Source organism: Ruminococcus sp. 5_1_39BFAA (genome assembly GCF_964240875.1).
Taxonomy (GTDB): Bacteria; Bacillota; Clostridia; order Lachnospirales; family Lachnospiraceae; genus Blautia_A.
In genome coordinates, this window is record NZ_CAXSVO010000017.1 from 57632 (window position 1) to 74086 (window position 16455).

13 protein-coding genes are annotated in these 16455 nt (G+C 44.8%); 9 read left to right on the forward strand and 4 right to left on the reverse strand.

The window, feature by feature from the left end; all coding sequences use genetic code 11:
• On the reverse strand, window positions 1-1614 hold the full coding sequence (locus ACESZH_RS16110; RefSeq protein ID WP_373217721.1) for a response regulator: 1614 nt from the start codon (window positions 1612-1614) through the stop codon (window positions 1-3).
• A gap of 14 nt (window positions 1615-1628) precedes the next feature.
• The gene (locus ACESZH_RS16115) at window positions 1629-3365 is read right to left on the reverse strand and encodes a sensor histidine kinase (RefSeq protein WP_373217719.1); all 1737 of its coding nucleotides are present in this window, start codon (window positions 3363-3365) and stop codon (window positions 1629-1631) included.
• Between the two features lie 298 nt (window positions 3366-3663).
• Between ACESZH_RS16115 and ACESZH_RS16120 the strand changes: the two genes are divergently transcribed.
• The 4 genes from ACESZH_RS16120 to ACESZH_RS16135 all read left to right on the forward strand — a co-directional run bounded on the left by ACESZH_RS16120 (window position 3664) and on the right by ACESZH_RS16135 (window position 8669).
• Window positions 3664-4962: an ABC transporter substrate-binding protein gene (locus ACESZH_RS16120; protein WP_373217718.1), complete on the forward strand. Its 1299-nt coding sequence runs from the start codon at window positions 3664-3666 to the stop codon at window positions 4960-4962.
• A gap of 112 nt (window positions 4963-5074) precedes the next feature.
• A complete protein-coding gene (locus ACESZH_RS16125) occupies window positions 5075-5959 on the forward strand; it encodes a carbohydrate ABC transporter permease (protein ID WP_373217717.1) in 885 nt (294 codons plus the stop codon).
• 13 nt (window positions 5960-5972) lie between these two features.
• A complete protein-coding gene (locus tag ACESZH_RS16130) occupies window positions 5973-6809 on the forward strand; it encodes a carbohydrate ABC transporter permease (RefSeq protein WP_373217715.1) in 837 nt (278 codons plus the stop codon).
• Window positions 6810-6824: 15 nt separating this feature from the next.
• Window positions 6825-8669, forward strand: a complete 1845-nt coding sequence (locus ACESZH_RS16135) for an ADP-ribosylglycohydrolase family protein (protein WP_373217714.1) — start codon at window positions 6825-6827, stop codon at window positions 8667-8669.
• 60 nt (window positions 8670-8729) lie between these two features.
• On the opposite strand, the gene ACESZH_RS16140 is transcribed toward ACESZH_RS16135, so the two are convergent.
• The gene (locus ACESZH_RS16140; protein ID WP_373217713.1) at window positions 8730-10400 is read right to left on the reverse strand and encodes an N-acetylmuramoyl-L-alanine amidase; all 1671 of its coding nucleotides are present in this window, start codon (window positions 10398-10400) and stop codon (window positions 8730-8732) included.
• Window positions 10401-10740: 340 nt separating this feature from the next.
• Between ACESZH_RS16140 and rpsL the strand changes: the two genes are divergently transcribed.
• From rpsL to tuf, 4 genes are all read left to right on the forward strand, one after another.
• Window positions 10741-11160, forward strand: a complete 420-nt coding sequence (gene rpsL / locus ACESZH_RS16145; protein WP_373217712.1) for a 30S ribosomal protein S12 — start codon at window positions 10741-10743, stop codon at window positions 11158-11160.
• Window positions 11161-11332: 172 nt separating this feature from the next.
• On the forward strand, window positions 11333-11803 hold the full coding sequence (gene rpsG, locus ACESZH_RS16150) for a 30S ribosomal protein S7 (RefSeq protein WP_317348343.1): 471 nt from the start codon (window positions 11333-11335) through the stop codon (window positions 11801-11803).
• A gap of 17 nt (window positions 11804-11820) precedes the next feature.
• A complete protein-coding gene (gene fusA, locus ACESZH_RS16155) occupies window positions 11821-13944 on the forward strand; it encodes an elongation factor G (protein WP_373217711.1) in 2124 nt (707 codons plus the stop codon).
• Window positions 13945-14089: 145 nt separating this feature from the next.
• A complete protein-coding gene (gene tuf / locus ACESZH_RS16160) occupies window positions 14090-15283 on the forward strand; it encodes an elongation factor Tu (protein ID WP_373217710.1) in 1194 nt (397 codons plus the stop codon).
• A 249-nt stretch (window positions 15284-15532) separates the two neighbouring features.
• Here tuf and ACESZH_RS16165 read toward each other — a convergent pair whose 3' ends face one another.
• Entirely contained in the window at window positions 15533-16075 is a 543-nt protein-coding gene (locus ACESZH_RS16165) for a helix-turn-helix domain-containing protein (RefSeq protein WP_173729164.1), read from the reverse strand.
• A 167-nt stretch (window positions 16076-16242) separates the two neighbouring features.
• Between ACESZH_RS16165 and ACESZH_RS16170 the strand changes: the two genes are divergently transcribed.
• Window positions 16243-16449 (forward strand): hypothetical protein, encoded by a 207-nt coding sequence (locus ACESZH_RS16170; protein WP_173729165.1) that lies wholly within the window; start codon window positions 16243-16245, stop codon window positions 16447-16449.
• Window positions 16450-16455 lie beyond the last annotated feature (6 nt).

Here is a 16455-nt window from a genome sequence, read left to right on the forward strand (position 1 = left end):
CTAAATTTTTTTGGATTCAATATATCTGGACGGGGTGAGTCCATAATATTTCTTGAAGCATTTGCTGAAATAAAGAGAATCCGTAAAGCCGGATAACTGCGACACCTGCTGTAGATTCGTGTACCCCTCGTCCAGATATTTCTTTGCCACCTCCATTTTTTTCTGCATAATAAATTTGATCAGAGAGATGCCGCGCTCGGTCTTAAAAAGCCGGCTTAAGTAGCTCTCATTAATATAGAGCTGGCTGCCAAGCCACTTGACTGATAATTCAGGCGAAGCGATATTATCCTCAATAAGCTCAATACATTTTTCGGAGATGCGTGAACCGGAAGAGATCCTGTTGCTTTCAATATAATTCAAAATATGTTGATAATAGTCTGCAAGGAAATCAAGGCATTCTGCAGCAGTATTTTTTTCCAATACAAGACTGAGGGGTACATAATGCTTGGGGAAAATATCGTAAAGTGCAATTTTATTTTCCTGCAAAAACATGATTCCTGTCATGACGAGATCAATACGAAGCATATTGAAATTTTCAAAATATTCATAGGAAGAATATGGCTGCAAAACGGTTTGGATATGGCGGCACAAACCATCAAACTGATTTCCGCGCAGATGCTTCAGGGTTTCTGAGCGGATACTGTCAAAGTCTATGGAAAGCGTGGAGGATTCCTGAAGGTATTCGTCAAAGGAGATAATTTCCCTGTGCAGCAGATGGGCAGTGCGCTGGGATAAAAATTTGGTATCATAATAGCAGCGGTAAATATTCTGAATGCCCTGATATTTTCTGCTGTAGAAAATAGTAGAAGGAACATTAAGGTGAAACAAAAGATTATCGTGCACCATCTGAGCAATAAAATCCGTACTGGGACCGATAATACTTTCAGGCTTGGAAAAACCCAGCAGTACATTAATGTGGGAAAAGGAATCCGAAAATACAACCCAGTTCGAATAGGCGTCCAGGGAGTCCTCGATAATTTTTGTGGCTGTCTGCAATAGATCCGAGGAATAATCCTGTTGAAGCTCTGAGGATTCCAGCGAATGAATATGAACAGACATGATCTGAAACTCCTGTGCTTCGATGGGAACATGATAAAATCTGAATTTTTCTTCTAATTGTGTGCTGCTTAACGGCTGTCTGCCGGAAACCAGCCAATTCAGAAATTTTTCCCGGATCATTCGCTCATTTAAAATGGCTTTTTTCTGAAGGCTGTCAATGTAGTTCCTGTTTTCCCTGGAAGAATCCAGAAGATGCAGTATTTTTTTGATAAGAGCCTCGAGTTTCACCGGGTCGATCGGCTTGAGCAGGTAGTTATCAGCGCCGATATTCAGAGCCTGCTGTACACAGCCAAAGCTGTCGTTTACAGTCAGCAAGATGCAGTATATATCAGAATTTATTCGTTTTACCGTTTCGATCAGTTCAAGACCGGACATATTGGGCATATTGATATCGCAAACAAGAATATCAGGGCGCAGCTTGGTTATTTTTTTCAGCGCGGAAACCCCATCTAAAGAATCGGGAAGAATCTCCAGCCCCAGTCCATCCCAGTCTATAACCTGATGGAGCCGACGCAGAATCAGGGCCTCATCATCTACAAACATGATCTTATACATAAATTCATATCTCCTTACAGTATTGGCGGGAATACTAAACGGACAGTGGTTCCGTGCCCCGGCTCACTTTCTATTTTCAGTCCAAATTGTTTTCCGAATTTTAGCTGGATCCGTTCCTGAATATTTTTAAGGCCAAAATGCTGAGGCATGAGAGCGGGAGACTCTGAAAAAATATTTTTTTCGATTTCAGGAGAGATTCCCCGTCCATTGTCAAAAATTTCAAAGCATATATTGGTGCTCTGGCAAAAGCCTTTTACGATGATCTTTCGCCCGTTTTTATATCCGGCAAATCCGTGTAGGATTGAGTTTTCCACAATAGGCTGTATGATCATCTTTAGAGTTTTGGATTCAAGTACAGAATTTTGCACATCAATTTTATATGTGAATAGATCAGGAAATTTTATCAGTTGGATCTCAAGATAATCACAGATCAGCGAAAGCTCCTCCTGTATGGTAATGACATTTCTGCCCTTGCTTAAAATCGTGCGGTAGTATTTGCCAAGATGATAGACCATGTTGTTGGCAGTATCGTTTTGTTGATCCGCAATGAGGCTGCTGATGCTGTCCAGGCAATTATAAAGGAAATGAGGATTTATCTGTGACTGTAAAAGGCGCAGCTCATATTCTCTCTTTTGGTTTTGCTCATTATAAATGCTGGTGGTCAGCTTATGGATGTTTTGGTTCATATTAAAAAAACGTTCTGTCAGAAAGCCGATCTCATCTCTGGATTCCGTGTGAATAGGCGGCAGAAAATTCCCCTTTCCCGCCTCATCCGCATAGTTTGCCAACTGGATGATAGGGCGGACCAGATTTTTCGTGAATATGTTTGTGAGCAGTATGGCGATCAATAAAGTGCCGATGCCGATAGATAGGGGAAGCAGAGCTACGGTAAGAGCATCTTTATATATGTTGTCATAGCTCATGATATAAATGGTGTTATACTTTTGAGTCGTTGTTTTTGAGGAAAGGATCAGATGCCGTTTTCTGGAAAAGGTTGCGTGGTTGGAGTGGTTTTGTACACTTGTCCATATGGCGTCTGGTAAGGGCTTCAGCAATTCCGTCTGGGTGTCAGAGGAAATAACGATCCCGTTGTCATCTGTGATGAAAAAGCGTTCCGTGTCTGTATTGGAAACCGAATCGTAGGTATCATAAAACAGGGATTCTTTTATATCAAAAGAAAAGATTCCAAGGCATTTACCAGTCTCAATTTCAATCAGGGATTTTGAAATATTGATAGCGCTGTCCGTAAAATTGTTTCGGGGAAGGGAAAATAGAATCTTTCCTTTCTGGGAAGTTACATAATCATAGTGGGCGGTCATTTCGCTGGTAGGCGTATCGATCTTACCTGTTTTGACATTGTATATCCGTCCGTCAAAGGTGTGTATATAGCCATCGGAAATAAATTTGCTGATATCCAGAACGTTATAGATTGCATTGTGCAGCGAGGATGACAGCATATAATTTCCGTAAGTATTATCAGCATAGTTGGCGCTGATGGAATCCTGCAGGGAGGAGCTGATCGAAAACGCTTTGATATTATATTTGATATGAGAAAGAAGCTGTTCCGTCTGATTTGTAACCAGAGAAAGCTTGTCAGTGGCATTGTTGATGGCATCGTTTTTTCCGTTTTTAACGCTCATGGAAACAGAAAAAATGGAAATCAGCATCATGGGCAGGATGATCAAAGGCAAAAAGATAGAAAGTATTTTATGCGTTAGATTCATATGGTTCCATGTATTTTTCAGCGGCATAGGAAATCCTCCTTTGATTTTCCATTTTTTATCTGTGCAAGATTTTTCTGACCTTTTAGATATTGTACCACGAATTGCGCTGAAATTGGCGGCAACGGAAAAAGAAAGTGCGATTTTTCCATACAAGGTCATAAAATTCCATTTCCCGGTATGAATAGATACGCTTGATCGGGAAGCCCTATAGACAAATAAACAAGCTGATATTTTCCATATATGGTTGGAATATTCCATTTATGGAATTGCCGCAAAGAGATAGAATAATAGTACAAAAACAACAGACGTAAAGGAGGAAGTAAACATGAAATGGAAAAGTGTAGCTGCATTGTCTTTGATCGCTGTTCTTGGGGGAAGTACGGCTGTTTATGCGGGAGCTGAGGATGGCGAAAAGGTAACGATCAATTATCTTTGGCGTGATACGGATGAAAACGTGGAAGCTGAAATGGAATTTGTAGAGCAGAGGCTGCCGGAGATCCTTCCCAATATAGAAGTAAATATGGAGGGTGTTCCCGGGGACGCTGAGACATATGAGACAAAGATCAGGACTATGATCGCAGCAGGCGGAGAAGGCATTGATGCGTGGGAGGAGATTGGCGGAAGCTGGTTTACACCGATCCTGGAATCAGAGAGCGCGCTGCCGTTGAATGATTACCTGGAAGCGAGCGGGTATTGGGATAAGGTTATTGCTCCTGTGAAAAACACGGCTGAGGGAACTGTATATTGTGTTCCGTGTACGGACTCTTCTTATGAGATCATGTTATACAATAAAAAGATCTTTGCGGATAATGGACTGGAGGCTCCCAAAACGGTGGATGAACTGAAGGCAGTTGTGGAAAAGCTGGCGCAGACAGACATCGTTCCCATCTCTGTAGGTGCAAAGGATGGATGGTGCGCAGCTATGATGGTGGAAGGCTTTGCATATTCCATTGATCCTGAGATCACCAAGAAGGTAGTGGAAGGCGAGGCTAAGTTCTCCGATGAGCCGTATGCAAAAGGTGCGCAGGTTGTAAAGGAACTTCTGGACATGGGCGCATTTTCCAAGAACGTGGCGCTTACCGGAATCGATGAGGCGCTCCCGCTGTTTGAGAGCGGAAAGGCAGCCATGATGGCAAATGGTTCCTGGGCAGTATCTGCAGGTGCGGCTAAGATGGGCGATGATTTCGGATGGTTCTATTATCCGGCGATCAATGAAGAAGATGTGGATAAGCTGGGCGTGAATGTAGCTGGCGGTCTTGGAGAAAACTCCGGTCTTATGGTATATGCCGGAACCGAGCACCCGGACGAGGCGGCTGCAGTGTGCGAAGCGATCGCAGAGCTTCGATGCCAGTTCGCATACGAGGAGCAGGGCGATCCGTTCAGACCTTACAAAGCAGATGTGATGGGTTGGAATCGTGAGGGCGGATTTGCAGAGCCGGTTCAGCAGCTTGCAGATGATATGGCGAATTTCCAGTTTGTATATGGCCTGGTTCAGGACGTAATGCCTACGGCGGCAGCTTCCTCAGGCGTTATGGAAGCCACCAGTAAATTTATGACAAATACAGAGGACTACACAGTTGACGACTATCTTGCTGATATGGATAAAGCAGCATTGGAAGAATAAAATTTCCTGAAAGGGGCTGGCAGCATAGCTGGTGCGATTATGCTGCCAGCCCTTTTGCTACTCATAATGTGTAAATCCGGAAATATCTTCATCGGGAAAGGGGAGGATGGCTATGAAAAAAGTATTGGGAAATAAGCTGTATATTTGCCTGTTCTGCGCTCCGGCGGCGATCTTGCTGATAGCATTCGTATTTTATCCATTGGTAAATATCGTCATAATGTCCCTGCAAAAAACAAATGGACTGACAAAGCCTGTTTTTATTGGAATAGACAATTTTGTACGCTTGTTTCAGGAGGAGGGGTTTCTGAAAGCAAATTTTGCTTCTATGGGGCTTAGTTTGCTGGCAGTGATCTTCAATGCGATTCTGGCAATTGTGGTATCCATATTGATATGTACCTTAAGCCCGGGCATCCAGAAATTTTTACGGACTGCTTTTATTATTCCTTTGGTCTTGTCGATCTCTGTTATTTCCCAGCTATGGCTTACGGTTTATCATGCAGATTGGGGACTGTTGAATTATATACTTGAGAAGATCGGCCTTGGCTTTTTGCAGACATCGTGGCTGGGAAATCCCAAAACGGCAATGATCTGTATTGCTGTAGTAGGTATGTGGTGGGCCTTTGGTATGGACCTGCTGATGGCATATTCCGGTATCAGGGCGATCCCGGAAAGCTATTTTGAGGCAGCGCAGCTGGATGGGGCAGGATTTTTTAATACTGTAAGGTACATTACGCTGCCCTTGCTGAGAAATGTGGCAAAAACCTGCGTTACGCTCTCTGCTATCAGCGGAATGTTTACGTTTCCCCAGGTTTATATTATGACAGGCGGCGGTCCCGGGGATATGACGCAGACAGTAATGATGTACATGTATAAACAGGCGTTTTCAAACCAGAGATACGGAATGGCGGCCGCTGTGGGCATGATCGTGATCGTAGAGACGTGTATTATATTGGGAATTATCGGATGGCTGTTTAAAAAAGGAAAATATCAGGAGTGACAGGAGGGAAAATATGAGGATCAGACAGAGATGGGTTCGGCGGCTTTTGACCGTGTTTTTCTGCATATGCGCAGCGACCTCTATTTATCCATTGTTTTGGATGTTGATAAACTCCTTTAAGGATACAACGGAAATTATGACAGGAGAATCCTTTGGACTGCCGAAGGTGTGGAAATTAGCCAACTATACAGATGCGATTTTCGAAAGAGGAATTTTTAGGTTCTTTTTAAACAGTGTACTGATAACAGGATGTACATTGGTACTGACGGTGCTGGCATCGGTATTACTTTCCTATGCGCTGACCAGAATGCGCTGGAAATTGTCGGTTAAGGTAAGCAAGGCAGTCACCCTGGGGATACTGCTCCCGTCCCAGATCGTCATTGTGCCGATTTTTGTAATGCTGAGGGATATGCACCTGATCAACAATCCGCTTTCCTTAATTCTCACGATCTCTGCATTTAATATTGCTACGGCGACTATCATGTGCAGCAGCTTTTTGGCGGGAATACCTATGGAGATGGAGGAGGCAGCAGTCATGGATGGGGCGGGACTGTTCGGGATCGTCTTCCGCATTATGATACCTATGATAAAGCCTGCGATCGCGACGATGAGTGTCAATATTTTTATCAATAGCTGGAACGAATTTATTTATGCTCTTGTGTTGATGAACGGTGACAAATATAAGACGCTGCCTATCGCATTGATGAATTATTCTTCCGGAAAATACGGAACGGATTACGGCGGAATGTTTGCGGCAATGGTCATTACCAGTGTCGTCCCGGTCATGCTTTTGATATTCTTCAGCAATGAGGTGGAAAAGACGTTTTCAGCAGGCGCGATTTTAAAGTGATGGGGGATCAGGAGAATGATAGATCATGAGGTTTACTTTGATAAGGTATACGGTGGATGGCTTGGCAAATGCTTCGGCGGAGCGGCCGGGGCCCCGGTCGAGGGGATAAAAAAGGTGATACCCTGTGAGGATTTTAAAAAGATGATAAGACCGGATCTGCCAAATGATGATCTGGATCTGCAGCTCCTTTGGATTAAGGTATTGGAAGAAAAAGGGCGGCATATTACATCAAAAGATCTGGCAGAAGCGTGGGACAGATATTGCTGGTACCCATTCAGCGAATACGGTATTTTTCTTAAGAATTACGAGAGGGGGATCATGCCGCCGTACAGCGGGGAATTTAATAATCCCGTATTTTGTGAGGGAGAGGGCTGTGCGATCCGTTCAGAGATATGGGCAATGCTCTCTCCGGGAAACGCCGGGCAGGCGGCAGACTTTGCGGCTATGGACGGATGCCTGGATCATGCCGGGGAGGGTGTCTGGATCGAGCAGTATTACGCTGCTGTGGAGGCGGAGGCATTTATAAGATGCGATATACCGTTGCTGCTGCAGGAAAAGACTGAGATACTGCCTTGTGATTCCAGGGCATGCCAGTGTATAAAGGATATGCTTGGATGGTATGAGCGGTATTCAGGAGACTGGCAGCAATGCAGGCAGGCGTTGATGAGGAAATACGCCCATTTTGATTTTACAAATGCAGTTGTAAATCTGGGAATTGTAGTTCTTTCTCTGTTGTGCGGCGGGGCAGAGCTGGAGAAGGTGATCAACATTGCTTTCCGCAGCGGATATGATACGGATTGCACCTGTGCAACAGCCGGAGCGATCTGGGGGATCGCGTATGGCGCAAAAGCGATTCCGGATGAACTGAAGCAGCTTGTCAGTGACACCTATGTGGTGGGAATTGACATAGGGCAAAAGCAAGGCTCTATCCGGAAGCTGGCAAAGGACACATGCAGGCTGGGAATAAGGCTTTATGAGGAGAGGGAACAGGCGGAGACAGAGAACAGGGCAGATATCATTTATTATGAAAGACCTGCGATTGGAATTGGCGATACATGCAGGATAGGAGTGAAAATTTCTAATACCTCAGGAGAAAAATGGACGGGCAATATCCGTATAGCTGATCTGCCGGGAGGATGGATGGCAGAGCCGGATAGCTGCTCTCTTGGCCTGGAAGCGGGAGAAACAGGTATTGCGGATTTTGCCATACGCACGGAAGCGGATATGGCAATGCTGGAAAATACCAACATCCTACATGCGGAGGTGAATGGGAAAAAATATGGATTTGGTATTGCAGGAGCATCCGAGTGGAAAGCGGTGGGACCGTTTATAGAGGCTCTGGAAAAAGCGGACCCGCCTGGGATTCCCAGCGCTCACGGGGAAGACTGCATTTTGCCAACCCTGGAATGTATGGTAAATAACCATGCGGATCTGCAGAAGGAGTATCTGGATGAGAGCGAATTCCAGCAGTCATTTGCCGGAGCGGAGTGCGTGATCCATGGATATGAGGATCTGCTGCCTTTAAATGAGAGTTTTTCCTTTCAGGGGCAGGGGTGTATTTATCTGAAGCAGGAATTGTATTCTCCGGAAGACAGAGAGATATGGTTTGTAATAGGAAACAACGATGGGTTCAAAATCTGGATCAACCAGGAATTATTAATGGAGCGGGACGAGATCCGGCTTTGGACGCCGTATAACAATTATCAGATAATTCCGTTGAAAAAAGGGCGTAACACTGTGGTGATAAAACTGGTGAAACGCACCGCATCCATGGAATTTAGTCTGGGCTACAGAAAATATGAGGGAGAGCATTTTCACAGAAAACGGTGGATTACGGACATGGCGTGTATCAATATTTAAAAGATTCCTGTTTAAAGGGAGAAGGGGCACGGTTATGGCACCCCTTCGGAAGTTTAGTTATCATTCATTATAATATCCATAAATCATGCGGCTGTTCTGGGCGATCAAAGTCTGGGCAGCCGCTGTGTCGTTCAGGTTTTGGGACATAAAGCAGATTATAAGATCTGTGCCCTTTGCGGCATCGAAGACGATACCAGCGTCATTTTCCACGTCGGAAAGTTCTCCGGTCTTGTTTGCCACATGGACGCCTTCCGGCATGTTGGCAGGGATTTTGTTTGTTCTGGTCTGCTGTTTTAAAAGCTCATACATCTCCTCTGCATGGGAGAGAGAGGGTATCGGGGCTGTGCCCTGGCTGGCCTTATAGACTTCTTTCAGGAATTTTCCACAGTCAGAGACTGAGGTATAGTTATCCCCAAACTCATTGCTTGCCAGAAGCATCCGGCCCATGGAGGTATTGGTATAACCGTGATTCTGGCAGAATGTGTTGACCACCTGCATTCCTGCGGTATTATCTCCGTTTCCAAGCCAGTTTACCAGCGTGTTGGCAGCATCATTATCGCTGACAGTGATCATGGGATTTAAATTTTGATTTATTGCGTTAACTCCATATACCTGGGAGAGGGCATCGTAATTTTCATAAACAGCGCCCATGATAAACAGCTTGATCAGGCTGGCTGCCTGCATGGGCTGCGCGTTCAATGCGCCTTCGGTGCCTTTTTGCAGATTGCAGATATATACGGACCAGTCACCGTTGTCCGGGGGCAAAAGGCTGCTAACCTGTGTGAGAAGCTTGTCAAGATCTTCGTCAGTATTAGCAGCGTCAGTAAATGCAGAGCTGCCGTGTGAGGGGGAAAGCATTCCCTCACCGGAGCTGAAATCTGCGGACTCGCTTGTTTCGGCACCTGGCGATGTCTGACCGGGAGCGATATATCCTTCCGGTGCAGGAGGACCAAATACCTCCCCATCGGAGATGTCGCCTGCCGCGGCGGCGTTCTGTGCTTCTAAGCCGAAATAATCGTCAATGCCGTCAGCAATCCCTTCTGCCATCACATCCTGAAATGCAGCATCGCTCATCTTACGGTCATCATTTTCATTTGTCATAAACCCCATCTCCACAATGGTTACAGGAACGGTGCTCCAATTAATCCCGGTCATGGTATCCGAATACATGACATCCAGATTCGCAAAGCCCGTAGCGCTGCAATAGGCATCCAGGATGCACTGGGAAAGCCTGTTGGAATCCTCGTAGAGAGGCGATATATAAGGGTTTGAGGAAGAGGGCGAAATCGTCAGTGCACCGGAAGCTTCCGGAGAATCAGACCCGTTTGCGTGAATGCGTACATAGATATCCGTACCCTCCCGGGCAACGTACTCTGCACGTTCCTTATTGCTGATGGCGGTATCGTTATCTGTTCGGGTAAGAATGACCTGATAACCGCGGTTTTCCAGAATGCTTTTAAGCTTCAGGGAAACATCCAGATTTAACTGATATTCGGGAAGCCCGGTAAAGGCGCCCTGAGTCCCGCTGGTCGCCTTGGCCTTCATTTCGGATGAGCCGGGACCGTTTGGCTCTGGATCACTCATATCTACATTAGGCCCCTGGTGTCCTGGGTCGATCCCTACCGTATAGCCGTTAAGAGCGACCGCAGCGTGGATTTCCACAGGATTTTGGGAAAAGGCACAGAGAATGCCTGAAAGAAAAGCGGCTGAAATAAGTAACCATTTTTTCATGTATGAACCTCCTCGTAATGGGAATAATCAATATGTGGTCGAAAAAAATCTTTTTTCCATTATAATAAGCCGGAACTGAAAAAGCAATCGCCTGAGGGGAGGAATTACTGCCTGTGGGACATTTATATAGGAAGGAAAATTTATCTGTTTATCGCGGTGAAATGTAAAAAGTGCCGAAAAACAGAAAAAAATTCCTGTAAAATAGCTTGACAGCCCTTTGTTTCCGGGCTATAATCAAAAAGCGTGCGAATAAAGCATATTTTTTTCGCGCTCAAAACACAATAGCAACCGCATGGCCCCATAGAAAGCTATGGAGAAATAAATCGGGAGGTGAAATGGAATGCCAACATTCAACCAGTTAGTAAGAAAAGGACGTCAGACCGCTGTTAAGAAATCTACAGCACCGGCTCTGCAGAAAACCTACAACTCATTAAGAAAGAAAGCAGTTGAACAGTCTGCACCACAGAAACGTGGCGTTTGCACCGCTGTTAAAACAGCTACTCCTAAGAAGCCTAACTCAGCTCTTAGAAAAATCGCCAGAGTTCGTCTTTCCAACGGAATCGAAGTAACAAGCTACATCCCAGGAGAAGGTCATAACCTTCAGGAGCATAGCGTTGTTCTGATCCGTGGCGGAAGGGTAAAGGACTTACCTGGTACCAGATACCACATCATCAGAGGTACACTGGATACCGCGGGTGTTGCTAACAGAAAACAGGCCCGTTCCAAATACGGCGCTAAGAGACCGAAAGTTAAAAAATAAGTAAAACTCAGTTTCAAATCATTCGCGAAATCACAAGAACTATAAATCTTGTACGGTATTCCATATACCCTGTCGGTTGCGGGTTTAAATATAGGACTTTACCAGTGCGAACACCTTAGTTTTTGAAGTGAGTACCGATGATTTAATCATTTTGATTAAGGAGGGAAGTAACGTGCCACGTAAAGGACATACTCAGAAAAGAGACGTTCTGGCAGACCCGATGTACAATAACAAAGTGGTTACCAAGCTTATCAACAACATCATGTTAGACGGTAAGAAGGGTGTCGCTCAGAAGATTGTATACGGCGCATTCGCCAGAGTAGAAGAAAAAGCTGGCAAACCAGCTATCGAAGTATTTGAAGAGGCTATGAATAACATCATGCCGCTTCTGGAAGTAAAAGCAAGACGTATCGGCGGTGCTACTTATCAGGTACCGATCGAGGTAAGAGCTGACAGACGTCAGGCTCTGGCTCTCCGCTGGTTGACCACCTATTCTCGTAAGAGAGGCGAGAAGACCATGGAAGAGAGACTTGCTAACGAGCTTTTAGATGCAATGAACAACACAGGCGCATCTGTTAAGAAGAAAGAAGACATGCACAAGATGGCTGAAGCAAATAAAGCATTTGCTCACTATCGCTTCTAATCGAGGAGGAAAATCCATTGGCTGGAAAAGAAGGTAGAGAGTACCCGCTCGAGAGAACCAGAAACATTGGTATTATGGCTCATATCGATGCAGGTAAGACAACTCTTACAGAACGTATCCTTTATTACACAGGTGTCAACTATAAAATCGGTGATACTCACGAAGGTACTGCTACCATGGACTGGATGGAGCAGGAGCAGGAGAGAGGTATTACCATCACATCCGCTGCAACAACATGCCACTGGACACTGGAAGAAAACTGCAAGCCGAAGCCAGGCGCTCTGGAGCATCGTATCAATATCATTGATACCCCAGGCCACGTAGACTTCACAGTTGAGGTTGAGCGTTCCCTTCGTGTACTTGACGGCGCTGTCGGCGTTTTCTGTGCAAAGGGCGGCGTTGAGCCACAGTCCGAAAATGTATGGCGTCAGGCTGACACCTATAACGTACCTCGTATGGCATTCATCAATAAGATGGATATCCTGGGTGCGAACTTCTACGGTGCAGTAGAGCAGATCAAGACCCGTCTGGGTAAAAATGCAATCTGCCTGCAGCTCCCAATCGGAAAAGAAGATGACTTCAAAGGAATCATCGACTTATTCGAGATGAAGGCTTATATTTACAACGATGATAAGGGCGATGACATCTCTATCGTTGATATCCCTGAGGATATGGTAGAGGACGCAGAGCTTTATCGTACAGAGCTTGTAGAAAAGATCTGCGAGCTTGATGATGACTTAATGATGGAATATCTGGAGGGTGAAGAACCGTCTGTAGAGGCCATGAAAGCTGCTCTGAGAAAAGCTACATGCGAATGTACTGCTGTTCCGGTTTGCTGTGGTTCCGCTTACAGAAACAAAGGTGTTCAGAAGCTTCTGGATGCAGTTCTTGAGTATATGCCTGCTCCTACAGATATCCCGCCAATCGATGGTGTGGACATGGAAGGCAATGAGACCGTGAGACATTCTTCTGACGAAGAGCCGTTCTCCGCTCTGGCATTCAAGATCATGACAGACCCATTCGTTGGTAAACTGGCATATTTCCGTGTATACTCCGGTACTTTAAATTCTGGTTCTTATGTATATAACTCTACTAAGGGCAAGAAAGAGCGTGTTGGCCGTATCCTTCAGATGCATGCTAACAAGCGTATGGAGCTGGATAAGGTATACTCCGGTGATATCGCTGCTGCAATCGGATTCAAGTTCACCACAACCGGTGATACAATCTGTGATGAGCAGCATCCGGTAATCCTGGAATCCATGGAATTCCCGGAACCGGTTATCGAGCTGGCTATTGAGCCAAAGACAAAAGCAGGACAGGGCAAACTGGGTGAGGCTCTTGCAAAACTTGCAGAAGAGGACCCGACCTTCCGTGCACATACAAATCAGGAAACAGGACAGACCATTATTGCTGGTATGGGTGAGCTCCATCTGGAGATCATCGTTGACCGTCTGCTGCGTGAGTTCCACGTAGAGGCAAACGTTGGTGCTCCTCAGGTTGCTTACAAGGAAACCATCACCAAACCTGTTGATGTGGACAGCAAGTACGCAAAACAGTCTGGTGGTCGTGGACAGTATGGTCACTGTAAAGTTAAATTCGAGCCTATGGATGCCAACGGCGAAGAGCTGTACAAGTTCGAGTCTACTGTTGTCGGCGGTGCTATTCCGAAGGAATATATCCCGGCAGTTGGCGAAGGTATCGAGGAAGCTATGAAAGCTGGTATTCTTGGTGGATATCCGGTAGTCGGCGTACATGCAAATGTATACGATGGTTCTTACCATGAAGTCGACTCTTCCGAGATGGCATTCCACATTGCAGGTTCTCTTGCATTCAAGGATGCTATGCACAAAGCAGCTCCTATCCTTCTGGAGCCTATCATGAAGGTTGAGGTTACTACACCGGAAGATTACATGGGTGATGTTATCGGTGATATTAACTCCCGTCGTGGTCGTATCGAAGGTATGGAGGATATCGGCGGTGGTAAGATGATCCGTGGATACGTTCCGCTTTCTGAGATGTTCGGATACGCAACAGACCTGCGTTCCAGAACTCAGGGACGTGGTAACTACTCCATGTTCTTCGAAAAATACGAGCCGGTACCAAAGAGCGTACAGGAAAAGGTACTTTCCAAGAAGGACTGACCTAGAGCACGTTTCTGATAATCTATATTTTATTAAAAATACTTGCAAATGTCCTTGATTTGCAATATAATCAAGGATAGCAAGTTTAAAACCGAAATAAGATGCTCTGATAGAAAGAGCCAATATTCAAGGAGGACGTTTTAAAATGGCAAAAGCTAAGTTTGAGAGAACAAAACCGCATTGTAACATTGGTACCATCGGCCACGTTGACCATGGTAAAACTACTTTAACAGCAGCTATCACAAAAGTTCTGTCTGAAAGAGTTGAAGGAAACACAGCTACAGACTTTGAGAACATTGATAAAGCTCCAGAAGAAAGAGAGCGTGGTATCACAATCTCTACCGCACACGTTGAGTATGAGACCGAGCACAGACACTATGCACACGTTGACTGCCCAGGCCATGCTGACTACGTTAAGAACATGATCACCGGTGCTGCACAGATGGATGGTGCTATCCTCGTTGTTGCTGCTACAGACGGTGTTATGGCTCAGACAAAAGAGCACATCCTTCTTTCCCGTCAGGTAGGTGTTCCTTACATCGTTGTATTCATGAACAAATGTGATATGGTTGACGATGAGGAGCTTCTTGAGCTGGTTGAGATGGAGATCCGTGAGCTGTTAAGCGAGTATGACTTCCCAGGAGATGACCTGCCGGTTATCCAGGGTTCTGCTCTGAAAGCTCTGGAAGATCCGAGCAGCGAGTGGGGCGACAAGGTTATGGAGCTTATGGAAGCTGTTGACAGCTACATTCCAGACCCACAGCGTGACACTGACAAACCTTTCGTTATGCCTGTAGAGGACGTATTCTCCATCACTGGACGTGGTACTGTTGCTACTGGTAGAGTAGAGGCTGGTGTTCTTCACGTATCCGAGGAAGTTGAAATCGTTGGTATCAAAGAAGAGACTCGTAAGGTTGTTGTAACCGGTATCGAGATGTTCCGTAAACTGCTTGATGAGGCACAGGCTGGTGATAACATCGGTGCTCTGCTTCGTGGTGTTCAGAGAAACGAAATCGAAAGAGGACAGGTTCTTGCAAAACCAGGTACTATTACCTGCCACACCAAGTTCACCGCTCAGGTTTACGTTCTGACAAAAGATGAAGGTGGCCGTCATACACCATTCTTCAACAACTATCGTCCGCAGTTCTACTTCAGAACAACAGACGTTACAGGTGTTATCTCCCTTCCGGAAGGAACCGAGATGTGCATGCCTGGCGATAACATCGAGATGACCATCGAGCTGATCCACCCAATCGCTATGAGCCAGGGTCTTACTTTCGCTATCCGTGAAGGTGGACGTACTGTTGGATCAGGCCGTGTTGCTACAATCATCGAGTAATCATATATTCGAATATAAAATGGTATCTTAGATACCACTATGTCCAAGCATAAGATGCCCCGGAAACCTCGTGTTTCCGGGGTTTTTCTGTTACCCGGGAATAGAAAATAGAGAGAGTTATTTACGATGGGTAGAGTGTAAAAATTTATTTGCGGACAGAAAAACAGCCACTTCAGTTTCCTAAAGTGGCTACAGTTTGGCTACATTTCTATTACAATGGCTACATATACAATGATTCCTTCTATGAAATCAAATCTGAGGAATTTTCACAGTGATACCGGAAGTTCCTTTACGGATTACGAGGTTACTGTCGATTAGAGATTGCTTGATCTCATCTATCGTTTTTTCCAGATCGTCCAGTTCTTTTTTTTGTTTTTCATCCATACTGTCTGATTGATATTTTTCCTGTGCAGTGTTTAGCAGTTCTTTTGTTTCCAGATATTTGCATAATCGTTTATTTAGTTCTTTATTGTCAAAAGAAATTCTGACCGAAGATGGAATATAAGCTCCGTCTTCCTTTTTATCTGCAGATATATTCATATCAATTTCATCATCCATTTTAAACAGTAGAGAGAGAACATCTGAAACAGTGGATATATCCAAATCTAAAAAAACATTGATGCTGATTCCCAGAGCATTTGATATTTTGAGGAGTTGTTCCGGTTTTGGATTACGGATACCGAGTTCATATTTTTTTATGGTGGCATAGTGAATGCCAGATAATTCTCCAAGGGTTTCCTGCGACATTCCTCGAAGATTTCTATAATATCTTATTTTTTCCCCTGTAGTCATGGCTGCATCTCCTTTCAATGACAGGTACACATTTGTATTCTATCATAGAATGATTAATTTGTGTGAAAAAAATAAAAACAATAAAACAACTTGACGGACACAAATGAGTACTATATAATAACAATACAAGGTACACATATGAGTACCAATGAAAGGAGAGATGAATAATGGCAAGAAGAGAAACAATGGTATATGCAGATGAAGTGGCAGCTACTCTTGGTGTAGCAAAAGAAACTGCATATAAGATTATCAAAGGTTTAAACGATAATCTAAGAGAAAAGGGCTATGTAACGGTATCTGGAAGATTGCCGAGGCGCTATTGGGAAGAAAAATTCTATGGTGGAGCCGAAGCATTATATGGGGAAAAAGAATAGGAGGTG